Genomic DNA, 13,523 nt, shown 5'->3' on the forward strand with positions numbered 1-13,523 from the left:
CCGTCATCCTCCGATCGCGCTCATGGTCCGGGCGGGCTGCAGGAAGGTCGGGTCGTCGATGCCGTGGCCGGCGGCCTTGCCGCGCATCGCGGCCCGCCAGGCGTCGGCGACCGCGTCGTCGTCGGCCCCGCCGCGCAGCAGCCCGCGAAGGTCGTCCTCGTCACGCGCGAACAGGCAGCTGCGGACCTGGCCGTCGGCCGTCAGGCGCGTGCGGTCGCACGCCCCGCAGAACGGCCGCGTCACCGAGCCGATCACCCCGACCGTCGCGCCCGGGTGCCCGGCGACGTGCCACGTCTCGGCCGGCGCCCCGGCCCGGGCACCGTCCGGCTCCGCGACGAGCTCGAACGCCGCCGACAGCGTGTCGAGGATCTCGCGCGCCGTCACCAGGTCCTCCCGCCGCCACGACCCGTGCGGGCCCAGCGGCATCTGCTCGATGAAGCGCAGGTGGTACCCGTGCGCGAGCGCCCAGGTGAGCAGCGGGACGGCCTCGTCGTCGTTGACGCCGCGCACGAGCACCGCGTTGACCTTCACGGGCGCCAGCCCCGCCGCCGCGGCGGCTGCCAGGCCCGCCAGCACGTCGGCGTGCCGGTCGCGGCGCGCGATCACCGCGAACCGCTGCGGGTCCAGGGAGTCCAGCGACACGTTGACGCGGCCGAGGCCGGCGGCGGCGAGCGCGTGCGCGCGCTTGTCCAGCCCCAGCCCGTTGGTGGTCAGGGCCGTGCGCACCGGGACGTCGTCGGCCGTGCGCAGGGCCGCCGTCGCGCCGACGATGCCCTCCAGGCCGCGCCGCAGCAGCGGCTCGCCGCCCGTGAACCGGACCTCGCGCACGCCGAGCAGCTCGACACCGATCCGCACCAGGCGCACCACCTCGGCGTCGGTGAGGACGGTGTCGTCCGGTGCCCACGGCAGCCCCTCGGCGGGCATGCAGTACGTGCAGCGCAGGTTGCAGCGGTCCGTCAGCGAGACCCGCAGGTCGGTGGCCACCCGGCCGTACCGGTCCACCAGCCCCCCCGTCGGCCGCGAGGTGGCACCGCCCCCGCTCACGGCTCCCATCCCGCGATGATAGGGACGCCCCGTGGTGCCCGCCGTGGGGCGTCCGCTGCCCGGACGGTGCGCCGCGCCGGGCGGGCGAGGGGACCCGCGGACCCGGCAGTAGGTTGGGCGCATGGCCGACGTCCTGCCCGCCGGGCCCGCGCTGCCCGCCCGTGTCGTGCGCAGCCTCGACGAGCACGCGGCCGCCGTGCTGGCGCTCGGACGCCCGCTGCCCGCCGTCACCGTGCCGTCCGCGCAGGCGCGCGGGCGTGCGCTGGCCGCCGACGTGCGCAGCACCCTCGACCTGCCCCCGTGGGACAGCTCGGCGATGGACGGCTACGCCGTGCGCAGCGCGGAGCTGCACGTCGGCGGCGCGCTCGAGGTCGCCGACGACGTCGCGGCGGGGGACACCCGCGACGTCCGCCTGCCCACCGGGGCGGTGGCGCGCGTCATGACCGGCGCCCCGGTGCCGGACGGCGCCGACGCGGTCCTGCCCGTCGAGCTGACCGACGGCGGCACGCGCCGCGTCCACGTGCAGGGCGTCGTCGCGCCCGGGGCCCACGTGCGCCGTCGCGGCGAGGACGTGCGCGCGGGTGACGTGGTGCTGCACGCCGGGGACGTGCTCGGCGCCGGGGCCGTGGGTCTGCTCGCCGCGACGGGACACGCGCACGTGGCCGTCCACGCGCGCCCGCGCGTCGCGGTGCTGTCGACCGGGTCCGAGCTGGTGCCCCCGGGGCAGCCGCTCGCACACGGGCAGATCCACGAGTCGAACGGGCCCCAGCTCGCCGCCGCGGCCGAGGCCGCCGGTGCCGACGTCGTCGCCGTGCGGGTCGTGCGTGACGACGTCCCCGCGGTGCGCGCCGCGCTGGCGGCGCTCGTCGGTGAGGCCGACCTCGTCGTGACCACCGGAGGGGTCTCGGTCGGCGCGTACGACGTGGTCCGCGACGCGCTGCTGGCCGACGGCGCGGGCGAGCTCGTGCACGTGCGCATGCAGCCCGGCAAGCCGCAGGCCGTCGGGGCGCTCGCGGACGGCACCCCGGTGCTCGCGCTGCCGGGCAACCCCGTCAGCTCGTTCGTGTCGTTCGAGGTGTTCGTCCGCCCGCTGCTGCGTCGCCTGCTCGGCGCGCGCCACGTGCACCGGCGCAGGCTCACCGCCGACCTCGCCGCGGACCTGCGGTCGACGGCCGGCCGGCGGCGCCTGCTGCGCGCGCGCCTCGACTGGGGGTCGGGGCGGCCCGTGGCCGTCCTGGTCGGCGGTCCCGGGTCGCACCTGCTCGGTGCCCTGGCCGGCGCCGACGCGCTCGTCGACGTCCCCGAGGACGTCGCGCACCTGGCCGCGGGGGACCCCGTGACCGTCATCGACCTGAGGGAGCACGACGCGTGACCCAGCCCGACCGCCTCACCCACGTCGACGCGCACGGCGCCGCGCACATGGTCGACGTCGCCGACAAGGACGTCACCGTGCGCAGCGCGCGGGCCACCGGGCGCCTGGTCACGACCCCGCAGGTGGTCGCGCTGCTGCGGGGTGACGGCGTGCCCAAGGGCGACGCGCTCGCGGTGGCCCGCATCGCCGGTATCCAGGCGGCCAAGCGCACGCCGGACCTCGTGCCGCTGTGCCACCCGGTCGCGATCCACGGCGTGAGCGTGGACCTCGAGGTCGTCGACGACGGCGTCACGATCGACGCGCGCGTGCGCACGGCCGACCGCACGGGCGTCGAGATGGAGGCCCTCACGTGCGTCGCCGCGGCCGGCCTGACCCTCGTCGACATGGTCAAGGCGGTCGACCGCGGCGCCCACCTCACCGACCTGCGCGTCGAGGAGAAGTCGGGCGGCCGCAGCGGGACGTGGACCCGTGCCTGAGCCGACGGACGCCACCACGCCGTGCGCCGTGGTCGTCACCGTGTCCGACCGGGCCGCCGCCGGCACGTACGACGACGTCTCCGGGCCCGTGCTCGTCGACGGGCTGCGGGCGCTGGGGCTGCGGGTCGCGGACCGGGTGGTCGTCCCCGACGGCATGCCCGTGGAGCGCGCGCTGCGTCAGGCGGTGGCGTCCGGCGCGGCCCTCGTGCTGACCACCGGCGGGACGGGCCTGGGCCCGCGCGACCTGACGCCCGAGGCGACCCTGGCGGTGGTGGACCGCACCGTGCCCGGGATCGCCGAGGCGCTGCGCGCGGACGGCGTGCGCCGCGGTGTGCCCGGTGCGCTGCTGTCGCGCGGCGTCGCCGGGGTGGCGGGTCGCACGCTGGTGGTCAACGTCGCGGGGTCGCCCGGTGCCGCGCGCGACGCGCTCGAGGTGCTCGCAGGCGTGCTGCCGCACGCCCTGTCCCAGCTGGCGGGGGGCGACCACCCCGGCTGAGCGGGCGGTGTCAGGCGGTGTCGGGCCCCGCGGGTGTCCGCGCCCACGCGGCCACCCCGCCGGGCAGGTGCCGCGCGTCCCTGACACCGGCCGCACGGGCCAGGGCGGCCGCGTGCGCGGACCTGCTCCCCACCCGGCAGACGAGCACGAGGGGCCGGTCGAGGTCGAGCCCCGCGAGCGTCGTCTCGGACACGAACTGCGCGAACGGCACGTGGCGGGCTCCGGGGAACGGCAGCGCTGCGACCTCGACCGCGTCGCGCAGGTCGACGACGTCGGCGTCGTCGGCCGCCACGACGTCGCCGGTGCGCACGTCCCGCGGCGCCGGGCGCCCGGCGGGAGCGCCTGGGGGAGCGTCTGCGGGAGCGCCCGTAGGGGCGTCGGCGCGCCGCACTGGTGACGGGGCGTCCGTCGCGCCGCCCGCGCCGTCGCGCCGGGAGTCACCCGCGCGGCGGCGCACCGGCACGTCGTGCCACGTGCCCGCGAACGCGTCGTGCACCACGACCCGGCCCAGCAGCGTCCGGCCGGCGCCGCACACGAGGCGGACGACCTCGAGCGCCATCGCCGCACCGGCGGCCGCGCAGACCGCGCCCAGCACGCCGTCGACGGCGCACGGGGGGACGGTGCCGTCCGGCGGCGGGCCGCCGAACACGTCGCGCAGCGTGACGCCCTCACCGACCGGGGGCGTCGACCAGAACGTGCTCACCTGGGCGTGCCCCCGCTGCAGCGAGCCCCACACCCACGGCAGCCCGAGCCCCGCGCACACGTCGTCGAGCAGGTAGCGGGTCGCGAAGTTGTCGCTGCCGTCCACGACGAGGTCGTACCCCGCCAGCAGGGTGCGGGCGTTGTCGGCGTCCAGCCGCACCGGGTGCGCACGGACGTCCAGCGCCGGGTCGAGGGCGCGGACCGCGTCGGCGGCCGAGTCGACCTTGCGGCGCCCGACGTCGGCCGCACCGTGCACCACCTGGCGCTGCAGGTTGGAGACCTCGACCACGTCGTCGTCGACGATCCCCAGCGTGCCCACCCCCGCGGCGGCGAGGTACAGGAGCACGGGCGAGCCCAGCCCGCCGGCGCCGACGACGAGCACGCGCGCCGCCAGGAGCCGGCGCTGGCCCGCCTCGCCGACCTCGGCGAGCGCCAGGTGCCGCGCGTAGCGGGCCACCTGGCCCGGCGTGAGCGGGGGACCGGGCTCGACGAGCGGCGGGAGCGGGGCGCCCGCGGGGCTCACCCGTGCGACCCCGTCGCGACCCCCGTCACCGTGGTCAGCAGCACGACGCTGTCCTCGAGCGCCTGCACGGCGTGCCGCTCGTGGGTGAGCTCCCAGAGCTCACCGGCGCCGACCTCCTGCTGCACGTCGCCGCCGACCTCGACGCGGACCCGCCCGACCAGCGTCTGCAGGCTGGCGGCGGGCGGCGACGCGTGCTCGCCCAGGCGGGAGTCGGCGACGAGCGCGATGACGGTCTGGCGCAGCTCGCCGTCGTGCACGACGAGCCGGGCGCTGCGGCCGTGCGGGTCCGTGCGGGCGGCGTCGAGGAGCTCGGTGGTCAGGGCGTGGAGGTCCGGCATGGGTCGATCCTCGCAGGCGGGTCCACGCTCCGCGTCGCGGCACGCTCGTCCGCCCGCGTCGCCGGTCCTCCGCCGGACCCCGAACCGCACCCCGCGCCTCGCACCTCACCTCACACCGCGCACCGGGCCGGTGTGCGCGGAACGTTCGCGGCGGGTTACCGGGGGGCCACCCCGGGTGAAACACCGCGTTCCTAGCCTCGAGCACGACGCCGGCACCACGCGGCGCCCCCGCCGGCCCGGCCGGTACCGACGCCCGACCTCGCGTGCCCCGCACGCGGCCCGACGCCCGGAGGCTCCCCGTGACCCAGACCCCGACGACGCCGCCCGCGGCGGGGGCGTCCACCCCACCCGTCCCGCCGGTCACCGGCACTGCCCACGGAGCCGGCGCGGTGGTCCTGACGCCGCCCGGGACGACCCCCGAGCTCGTGCGTCACCGGGGGCGGTGGCTGCACGGGTGGAACCCCGAGGCGACCGACCAGTGGCAGACCGTCGGGCGGGCCGTCGCCCGGCGCAACCTCGTCCTGTCGATCTTCGCCGAGTTCCTCGGGTTCGCGGTCTGGGCGCTGTGGAGCATCGTCGTGCCGCAGCTGCCCGCGGCCGGGTTCGCGCTGACGGCCGACCAGATGTTCTGGCTGATCGCGGTGCCGTCGCTGGTGGGCGCGACCCTGCGCATCCCGTACACGTTCGCGGTGCCCGTGTTCGGCGGCCGCAACTGGACCGTGGTGTCCGCGCTGCTGCTCCTGGTCCCGACCGGCGCGCTCGTGTGGGCGGTGCAACGGCCCGACCTGTCGTTCGGTGTCCTGCTGGGCGTCGCGGCGCTCGCGGGCGTCGGCGGCGGGAACTTCGCCTCCTCGATGGCGAACATCTCCTTCTTCTACCCCGAGCGGGAGAAGGGCCGTGCACTCGGCCTCAACGCGGCGGGCGGCAACATCGGCACGGCGGCCGTGCAGCTCGCGGTCCCGCTCGTGATCGTCGCCGCCGCGGGCGTGCAGCTCGAGCGCGCAGGGCTGATGTTCATCCCGCTCGCGGTCCTGGCGGCCGTGCTCGCGTGGCGCCTCATGGACAACGTCAAGGACGCGGCGACGGACCCCCGCACCTACGGCTCCGCGGCGCGGCAGCGGCACACATGGATCATCTCGTTCATCTACATCGGCACGTTCGGCTCGTTCATCGGGTTCTCGGGTGCCTTCCCGACGCTGCTGCGCAACGAGTTCCCGACCATGACGCTCTCGATCGCCTTCCTCGGGGCCCTCGTCGGCTCGGTCGCCCGTCCGATGGGCGGCATCCTGGCGGACCGGCTGGGCGGTGCGCGGGTGACGATCGCCGCGTTCGCCGTGATGGCAGCGGGCACCGTGTGCGCGATCCTCGCGCTACGCGCCGGCTCGTTCCCGCTGTTCTTCGGCTCGTTCCTGGTGCTCTTCCTGGCCACCGGTGCCGGCAACGGGTCCGTCTACCGCATGATCCCCGCCGTGTTCCGCCACGGCGCCGGGGACGCGGCCGACCGTGCCCGCCGCGCCAAGGTCGCCGCCGGGTGCCTCGGCATCGCCGGCGCGGTCGGGGCGGTCGGCGGCTTCCTCATCCCGCGCGGCTTCGCCGTCTCCACCGGTGCGACGGGCGGCATCGAGGCCGCCCTGTGGGTGATCGTCGCGCTGTACGGCGTGATGGCGGCGACGACGTGGGCGGTGTACGTGCGCCGCAGTGCGGCGTTCGGCCACGCCGTCATCTGATGACCGCCACCACGACGACGCAGGACGTGCGCACGGGGGCGACCCAGGTCGCCACCGTGTGCACGTACTGCGGTGTGGGCTGCGGCATCGTGCTCGACGTCGACGAGCACGGCGCCGTGCGCCGGGCGAGCGGCGACCGTTCGCACCCGTCGAACGCCGGACGTCTGTGCACCAAGGGCTCGACCAGCGCGACGGTGCTGACGGCCGGCGGCCGCCTGACGAGCGCGCTGGTGCGGACCGAGCGCGGGGCGGCGCCGGTGCCCGCGGACGTCGACCGGGCGATCGACGAGGTCGCGCGCCGGCTGCGGGAGATCCTCGACCGCGACGGACCGGACGCGATCGCGCTGTACGTCTCCGGGCAGATGAGCATCGAGGCGCAGTACCTGGCCAACAAGCTGGCCAAGGGCTACCTGCGCACGAGCCGCATCGAGTCGAACTCGCGGCTGTGCATGGCGAGCGCCGGCACCGGCTACAAGCTCTCGCTGGGCGCGGACGGCCCGCCCGGGTCGTACGACGACCTCGACCACGCCGACGTCTTCCTGCTCGTGGGCGCCAACATGGCGGACTGCCACCCGGTGCTCTTCCTGCGGCTGCTGGACCGCGTGAAGGCGGGCGCCCGGCTGATCGTCGTCGACCCCCGCCGCACCGCGACGGCGGACCGGGCCGACCTGTTCCTGCAGGTGCGCCCCGGCACGGACATCGCGCTGCTCAACGGTCTGCTGCACCTGCTCGTCGAGGAGGGGGCGGTCGACGAGGAGTTCGTCGCGGAGCACACCGAGGGCTGGGAGGCGATGCCGCCGCTGCTCGCCGACTACCCGCCGGATGTCGTCGAGGGACTCACGGGCGTCCCGGCGGCGGACCTGCGGGCCGCGGCGGCGCTCATCGCGGGGGCCACGAGCTGGGTGTCCTGCTGGACGATGGGCCTCAACCAGTCCACGCACGGCACCTGGAGCACGAACGCGCTGGTCAACCTGCACCTGGCCACCGGCGCGATCGGGCGCCGGGGCAGCGGGCCGTTCTCGCTGACCGGCCAGCCGAACGCCATGGGCGGGCGCGAGATGGGCTACATGGGGCCGGGGCTGCCCGGCCAGCGCAGCGTGCTCGACCCCGACGACCGTGCGTTCTGCGAGGACCTGTGGGGCGTGCCGCGCGGCACCATCCGCGCCGACGGCGCGGGCACGGGCACGATCGACATGTTCCGCCGCATGGCGGAGGGCGAGATCCGCGCGTGCTGGGTCATCTGCACCAACCCGGTGGCGTCCGTGGGTAACCGGCGCACGGTCATCGAGGGCCTCGAGCGGGCCGAGCTGGTGGTCACGCAGGACGTGTTCGCCGACACCGAGACCAACGCGTACGCGGACGTCGTGCTGCCCGCCGCCATGTGGTCCGAGGCGGACGGCGTGATGGTCAACAGCGAGCGGACCATGACGCTCGCGCGCCGCGCGCTGTCCGCACCCGGGGGCGCGCTGCCCGACTGGCAGCTGATCGCCCGCGTCGCCACGGCGATGGGCTTCGACGGGTTCGCCCACGCGTCGTCCGAGGAGGTGTTCGCCGAGCTGCGCCGCAGCAGCAACCCGCGGACGGGCTACGACCTGCGCGGCGTCACCTACGAGCGGCTGCGCCGCGGCCCCGTGCAGTGGCCCGCGGCGCCCGACGGGCCGGCGCGCAACCCGCTGCGCTACCTCAACGACGGTGTGCACCAGCCGCGGCACGTCCGCCAGGACGGCACCGCGCCGCGCCTCGTGTTCCCGACGCCCAGCGGACGGGCGGTGTTCCACGCCCGCCCGCACGTCGACCCGGCGGAGCTGCCCGACGACGACCACCCGTTCCTGCTGATCACCGGTCGGGTCGCCCACCAGTGGCACACCCTGACGAAGACGGGCCGGGTGCCGGCGCTCAACCGGCTGAACCCCGGTCCGTTCGTCGAGGTGCACCCCGACGACGCGGCGCGGCTCGCGCTGGCGGACGGCGCCTCCGTGGAGGTCGCGTCCCGCCGTGGCCGTGCCGTGCTGCCCGTGGTCGTGACCGACCGCGTCCGGCCCGGCACGTCGTTCGCGCCCTTCCACTGGAACGACCTGTTCGGCGAGTACCTCAGCGTCAACGCGGTGACCAACGACGCGGTGGACCCGTTGTCGTTCCAGCCCGAGCTCAAGGCCTGCGCCGTCGCGCTGACGCCGGTCGCGACGCCGGCACCGGCCCCGGACGGCACGGGCGCGGACGAGGCCGACCGCACGGTCGGGGCAGCGGCCGGGGCTGCGCCCGCGCTGCCGGTGACCGGCGACACCGCGGCCGTCGCTGCCGCCCGCGCGTTCGCGGTGGCACTCGGCCTGCCGGAGGTCGCGGCGCCCGTGCTCGACGCGGGCGAGCAGCGGTACCTCGCGGGCTTCATCGCAGGCCTGGGGCACGGCGCCCCCGGTGTGCCGGTCCTGCCTCCCGGTGCGCCCGTGGCCGGGGAGCACGCGCTCTGGGTCGACGGCGTGCTCGCCGGGCTGTTCTCCCGCAGCGGGGGCACCGACCCCGACGGGGCCGGTGCGCCGGCGCGCGAGCTGGTGGTCCTGTGGGCCTCGCAGACCGGCACCGCCGAGGAGCTGGCCGGCGAGGTCGCCGCCCGGCTCACCGCCGCCACCGGTCGGCGCGCACGCGTGGTCGCGATGGACGACGTGCTCGCGGCGCCGCCCCGGCGCGCCGACCTGGTGCTCGTCACCAGCACGACCGGCGACGGGGACGCCCCCGACAACGGTGCCGCGCTGTGGGAGGTGCTCGCTGACCCCGGCGCGCCGTCCTTCGAGGCGGCGCGGTTCGCGGTGCTCGCGCTCGGCGACCCGTCGTACGACCGGTTCTGCGGTCATGGGCGGCGCCTCGACGGCCGTCTGGCCGAGCTGGGCGCCCAGCGGTTGGTCCCGCACCTGGAGCGCGAGCCGGGCGACGACGCGTGCGTCGACCCGTGGGTCGACGCGCTCGCCGCGGCGCTGCGTGGCGATGACGGCGCGCCCCCCGCGCCCGTCGACGCGACGACCGGTGATGCAGCCGCTGTGGCGGACGGCGTGGTGGCGCCGGGCGACGCGGGAGCGGTGCCGGGCGGCACCGTGCCCGGGACGGGGTCGCTGCCCGCCGCAGGGCAGGGCGTGTCGCGTCCCGGTGCCCGGACGGCCCGGGTCGTGGAGCCGGACGCGACGGGCGCACGCGGGACCGGCGAGCGCGCGACCCGGGCGCGACCCGGTCGCGGCCGCTTGGCGGTCAACCGGCGGCTCGGGGTGGCCGGCTCCGGCAAGGAGGTCCGCCAGGTCGTGCTCGACGTGGGCGACAGCCCGGTGCCGGTGACCTACCGGGCCGGGGACGCGCTCGCCGTGCACCCCGTGAACGCCGCCGCGCTCGTGGCGGAGTGGCTGGCCGCCACGGGCCTGGACGGTGCCGCGGAGGTGCGCGTGGACGGACGTGCGCGCGCCCTGGGCGACGCGCTGCGCACGGACCTGGAGCTGACGCGGCCCGCCACCGGCCTGCTGCGCTTCGTCGCCGACCGGTCCACCGGGGAGGACCTCGGCGCGCTGCTGCGGCCCGGCCGGGGCGACGCCCTGCGGCAGTGGCTGTGGGGCCGGCAGGTCGTCGACGTCGTCGCGGCGGCGCAGGTGCGCGCGTCGGCGCAGGACTGGGCCGACGCGCTGCCCCGGCTGCAGCCCCGGCAGTACTCGATCTCCTCCAGCCCGCTGGTGGACCCGCACCGCATCGCCCTGACCGTCGGCATCGTGCGGTACACGGCGCCCGGCGGTGCGGCCCGCGCCGGTGCGTGCTCGGGGTACCTGGCAGACGCGGACGCCGCCGCGGACGTCACGGTGCACGTGCAGCCCTCACCGCACTTCCACCTGCCCGAGGACGGGTCGGTGCCGGTCGTGATGGTCGGTCCGGGCACGGGCGTCGCGCCGTTCCTCGGCTTCCTGGCCGAGCGGCGCGCGCGACGCGACACCGGCGACAGCTGGCTCTTCTTCGGCGAGCGGCGCGAGGCCACCGACTTCTGGTACCGCGAGGAGCTCGACGCGCTGCGGTCCGAGGGCGTCCTGACGCGCCTGGACACCGCCTTCTCCCGGGACCAGCGCACGACCGTGTACGTGCAGGACCGGATGCACGAGCGGGGTGCCCGGCTGTGGTCGTGGCTCGAGCGCGGCGCGCACGTCTACGTGTGCGGGGACGCCGCGCGCATGGCGGCGGACGTCGACCGGACGCTGCGCGAGGTCGTGGCGGCACACGGCGGGATGTCGCCCGCCGGTGCGGCGGCGTACGTGACGGCGATGACCCGCGCCCGTCGGTACGTCCGGGACGTGTACTAGGCGTGCGAAAAGGCCTGCAGAGGGCGTGCCGGCCGTCCGACAAATGGACGTGCGTGCAGGTCGACCGTCCAGGGAATGTCCGCACGGACGTCGGGCCGCTGCCGGGGTGCGCGTCCTGCGCGAGCGCGGCGATCCTTTACAGCGAGTCGCCCCAGCGGTACCCGAGAAGGGCGAGCAGCACGGCCACCACGAGCACGCCGATGCCGTAGGCGAGCGCGACGCCGTATTTCTTCTGCCGCACGAGCTGGACGAGCTCGTAGCTCGCGGTGCTGAACGTCGTGTAGCCGCCGAGGAATCCCGTGCCGACCGCGGCGCTCACGTCGGTCGAGGCCAGGTCGCCAGCGACCAGCCCGGTGAGGAACCCGAGGACGAACGAGCCGGTCAGGTTGATCACGGTGGTCGGCCACGGGAAGGCGGACGTGGTACGCGAGCGCACCAGCGCGTCGACGACGTACCGCGTGCAGGCGCCGATGCCGCCGGCGACGACCACGAGCAGGAACAGGCCCGGCGTCATGACGTCCTCCCGTGGGCGGGGCTGGTGTCGGCGTGTCCCTCGATGCGCCGCAGCTCGTGCGCGTCGGGCTGGTGCGGGTGCAGCCGTGAGCCGAGCGCGATGCCGGCGAGCGTCGCCAGGGCACCCACCACGACCGTGCCCAGCGCGTACAGCACGGCCACGCCGCCGCGGGAGTGGTCGAGCAGGACCGCGGTGTCGGTGGCCAGGGAGCTGTACGTGCTCAGGCCGCCGCAGAACCCGGTGCCGACGAGCAGCTTGAGCCGGCCCGCCAGCGGCGTGCCCGGCAGGGCGCGGGCGACGCCCTCGTACAGGTAGCCGAGCACGAAGGCGGCGAGCAGGTTGACCAGCGGGATGACCACCGGGACCTCGTCGACGTCCGGCACGGCGAGCGAGAGCCCTTCGCGCGCGGCGACTCCGGCCGCTCCGCCGAGCAGCACGAGCCCGACTGCCGACCATCGCAGCGTGACGTGGCGGGGCGCCGCGTGCGGCGTGCCGCCGGCGGGAGGGGGAGCACTCCCCGGTGCCTGAGCCATGGGCGCCAGCGTAGGGCGAGAAAAGCTCCGGCGCGCCCTTTGACGGGCCGTCGCGCAAGCGAATCGATTCATTTGGCCACATGTCCAGGGATGGTGCGGCGAAGGGAAATCGATTCATTTGACCAGGCGTCCAGAGAATGCCACCGGTGTTGTTCTGCTGCTCGTCCGGGCGAATGCGCGAACAGTTCGCCGTGATCAGGTGGGGGTACTCGTCCAGAAGTTGTCCTTAATGGTCGTCGGTGTATGGTCGGCAAGAGCGCAGGTGGGCTGCGCAGTTCTCTTCCGAAAGGTCGCCGCACCATGGATCTGACACCTCGTGAAAGGGAGAAGCTCTACGTGTACCAGGTGGCCCAGCTGGCCCGGCAACGCCGCGAGCGAGGCACCAAGCTGAACGTCAGCGAGGTCCAGGCGCTGGTCTCGGAGGCGATCATCGAGGGCGCGCGTGACGGCAAGTCCGTCGCGGAGTGCATGGAGCTCGGCAAGCACGTCGTCGCCGAGTCCGACTGCATGCCCGGCGTCAGGGAGCGGGTCTCGCTGCTGCAGGTCGAGGCGACGTTCCCCGACGGCAGCAAGCTGGTCTCCTGTCACGACCCCGTGTCGGCCTGAGCATGGCCGGCTCCCACGTCCGACCAGTGCTGGTCGGCGGGCACGAGAGCGCGCGGGGGGCCGACCTCGAGCGGCTCCGCGGTGCCCTGCCGGGCGCCGCCGTGTGCGCGCCGGGGCGCTCGCTGCAGGACGCGGTGCGGGCGGGCCTCGCGGCCGGCCCGGAGCCCGTCGTCGTCCTGCCGATGACGTGGGGGCGCGACCCGGTGATGGTCGCCGACACGGCGCGCACGCTGCGCTGGCTGGCCGCGGGGTCCGGCAGGGGGCGGATCGCGCTGGCGGACCAGTTCGGGACGGTCGACCACCTGGTGGCGCTGCTGCGGGCCGCGGCGACGCGAACCGCCGCACGGCACCCGGGGGCGGGTCTCGTGCTCGCCGCACCCGGGGCCGACCCGTTCGACGACGCGGAGCTCCACCGGGTGGCGCACCTCGTGCGGACGTTCGGGACGGGGCTGGAGATCGGTGTCGCGTGCGTCGTCACCGACGCCGACCTCGCCCGTGCGGTCCACCGCGTGCGCCTGCTCGGCGCGCAGGACGTCGTGGTCGTGCCGGCCGGCTTCGCCGCCGCGGCGCCCTCGGCGGACGCGCTCGACGGCGCCGCCTTCTTCGGCCCGCTGCTGTCGGACACCGCGCTGCTGCGGATCGTCCGGGAGCGTCTGGCCGCGGCGGAGCACGACCTGCAGCACGGTCACGACGGCATCGAGGACGGGCTCGAGGCCGACCACGGACACGGCTACGCGCACTCGCACGCCGGCCTGGAGGGGGCCGGCCACGAGCACCCGCACGGGCACGGACACCCGCACACCCACCCGCACCGCGCCGCACCCGTCGCTCCGGCGTCCGGTGCGCCCGCACCCGCCCGCGCCTGACGCG

12 protein-coding genes are annotated in these 13,523 nt (G+C 76.2%); 7 read left to right on the forward strand and 5 right to left on the reverse strand.

Going from position 1 to position 13,523, the window contains the following annotated elements; translation table 11 throughout:
- Positions 1-3: 3 nt before the first annotated feature.
- On the reverse strand, positions 4-1,053 hold the full coding sequence (moaA, locus tag KG103_RS08850; protein ID WP_207342033.1) for a GTP 3',8-cyclase MoaA: 1,050 nt from the start codon (positions 1,051-1,053) through the stop codon (positions 4-6).
- 112 nt (positions 1,054-1,165) lie between these two features.
- Between moaA and KG103_RS08855 the strand changes: the two genes are divergently transcribed.
- The 3 genes from KG103_RS08855 to KG103_RS08865 are packed head-to-tail and all read left to right on the forward strand — an operon-like array spanning position 1,166 to position 3,388.
- Positions 1,166-2,416 carry a molybdopterin molybdotransferase MoeA gene (locus KG103_RS08855; protein WP_207342032.1) on the forward strand — a complete coding sequence of 417 codons (1,251 nt, stop codon included), beginning with the start codon at positions 1,166-1,168 and terminating at the stop codon, positions 2,414-2,416.
- Positions 2,413-2,892: a cyclic pyranopterin monophosphate synthase MoaC gene (moaC, locus tag KG103_RS08860; RefSeq protein WP_207342031.1), complete on the forward strand. Its 480-nt coding sequence runs from the start codon at positions 2,413-2,415 to the stop codon at positions 2,890-2,892. Before KG103_RS08855 ends, moaC begins: the two co-directional genes overlap by 4 nt.
- Positions 2,885-3,388, forward strand: a complete 504-nt coding sequence (locus tag KG103_RS08865) for a MogA/MoaB family molybdenum cofactor biosynthesis protein (RefSeq protein ID WP_207342030.1) — start codon at positions 2,885-2,887, stop codon at positions 3,386-3,388. The genes moaC and KG103_RS08865 overlap by 8 nt, the downstream gene beginning before the upstream one ends.
- Before the next feature lie 10 nt (positions 3,389-3,398).
- Here the strand turns inward: KG103_RS08865 and KG103_RS08870 are convergent, their stop codons facing one another.
- Both KG103_RS08870 and KG103_RS08875 read right to left on the reverse strand, forming a co-directional pair.
- Positions 3,399-4,613, reverse strand: a complete 1,215-nt coding sequence (locus KG103_RS08870; protein ID WP_207342029.1) for a ThiF family adenylyltransferase — start codon at positions 4,611-4,613, stop codon at positions 3,399-3,401.
- Entirely contained in the window at positions 4,610-4,951 is a 342-nt protein-coding gene (locus KG103_RS08875; protein WP_207342028.1) for a cupin domain-containing protein, read from the reverse strand. Before KG103_RS08875 ends, KG103_RS08870 begins: the two co-directional genes overlap by 4 nt.
- 299 nt (positions 4,952-5,250) lie before the next feature.
- Between KG103_RS08875 and KG103_RS08880 the strand changes: the two genes are divergently transcribed.
- Entirely contained in the window at positions 5,251-6,678 is a 1,428-nt protein-coding gene (locus KG103_RS08880) for an MFS transporter (RefSeq protein WP_372434920.1), read from the forward strand.
- The gene (locus KG103_RS08885) at positions 6,678-11,000 is read left to right on the forward strand and encodes a bifunctional nitrate reductase/sulfite reductase flavoprotein subunit alpha (RefSeq protein WP_207342027.1); all 4,323 of its coding nucleotides are present in this window, start codon (positions 6,678-6,680) and stop codon (positions 10,998-11,000) included. The genes KG103_RS08880 and KG103_RS08885 overlap by 1 nt, the downstream gene beginning before the upstream one ends.
- Positions 11,001-11,136: 136 nt before the next feature.
- Here KG103_RS08885 and crcB read toward each other — a convergent pair whose 3' ends face one another.
- Positions 11,137-11,514 carry a fluoride efflux transporter CrcB gene (gene crcB, locus KG103_RS08890; RefSeq protein ID WP_207342026.1) on the reverse strand — a complete coding sequence of 126 codons (378 nt, stop codon included), beginning with the start codon at positions 11,512-11,514 and terminating at the stop codon, positions 11,137-11,139.
- Positions 11,511-12,047: a fluoride efflux transporter FluC gene (locus KG103_RS08895; protein ID WP_207342025.1), complete on the reverse strand. Its 537-nt coding sequence runs from the start codon at positions 12,045-12,047 to the stop codon at positions 11,511-11,513. The genes crcB and KG103_RS08895 overlap by 4 nt, the downstream gene beginning before the upstream one ends.
- Before the next feature lie 300 nt (positions 12,048-12,347).
- On the opposite strand from KG103_RS08895, the gene KG103_RS08900 reads away from it, so the two are divergent.
- Both KG103_RS08900 and KG103_RS08905 read left to right on the forward strand, forming a co-directional pair.
- Positions 12,348-12,653, forward strand: coding sequence for an urease subunit gamma (locus tag KG103_RS08900; RefSeq protein WP_207342024.1), 306 nt, complete (start codon positions 12,348-12,350; stop codon positions 12,651-12,653).
- A 2-nt stretch (positions 12,654-12,655) separates the two neighbouring features.
- Positions 12,656-13,519: a hypothetical protein gene (locus KG103_RS08905; RefSeq protein ID WP_207342023.1), complete on the forward strand. Its 864-nt coding sequence runs from the start codon at positions 12,656-12,658 to the stop codon at positions 13,517-13,519.
- Positions 13,520-13,523 lie beyond the last annotated feature (4 nt).

The sequence above is a fragment of the Cellulomonas wangleii genome, from assembly GCF_018388445.1.
Taxonomy (GTDB): Bacteria; Actinomycetota; Actinomycetes; order Actinomycetales; family Cellulomonadaceae; genus Cellulomonas; species Cellulomonas wangleii.

Bases quoted from the DNA above. Each gene is read 5' to 3' on its own strand.
- KG103_RS08900 (WP_207342024.1), top strand. From the start codon at position 12,348: ATGGATCTGACACCTCGTGAAAGGGAGAAGCTCTACGTGTACCAGGTG.
- moaA (WP_207342033.1), bottom strand. From the start codon at position 1,053: ATGGGAGCCGTGAGCGGGGGCGGTGCCACCTCGCGGCCGACGGGGGGG.
- KG103_RS08875 (WP_207342028.1), bottom strand. From the start codon at position 4,951: ATGCCGGACCTCCACGCCCTGACCACCGAGCTCCTCGACGCCGCCCGC.
- crcB (WP_207342026.1), bottom strand. From the start codon at position 11,514: ATGACGCCGGGCCTGTTCCTGCTCGTGGTCGTCGCCGGCGGCATCGGC.
- KG103_RS08885 (WP_207342027.1), top strand. From the start codon at position 6,678: ATGACCGCCACCACGACGACGCAGGACGTGCGCACGGGGGCGACCCAG.
- KG103_RS08855 (WP_207342032.1), top strand. From the start codon at position 1,166: ATGGCCGACGTCCTGCCCGCCGGGCCCGCGCTGCCCGCCCGTGTCGTG.
- KG103_RS08905 (WP_207342023.1), top strand. From the start codon at position 12,656: ATGGCCGGCTCCCACGTCCGACCAGTGCTGGTCGGCGGGCACGAGAGC.
- KG103_RS08895 (WP_207342025.1), bottom strand. From the start codon at position 12,047: ATGGCTCAGGCACCGGGGAGTGCTCCCCCTCCCGCCGGCGGCACGCCG.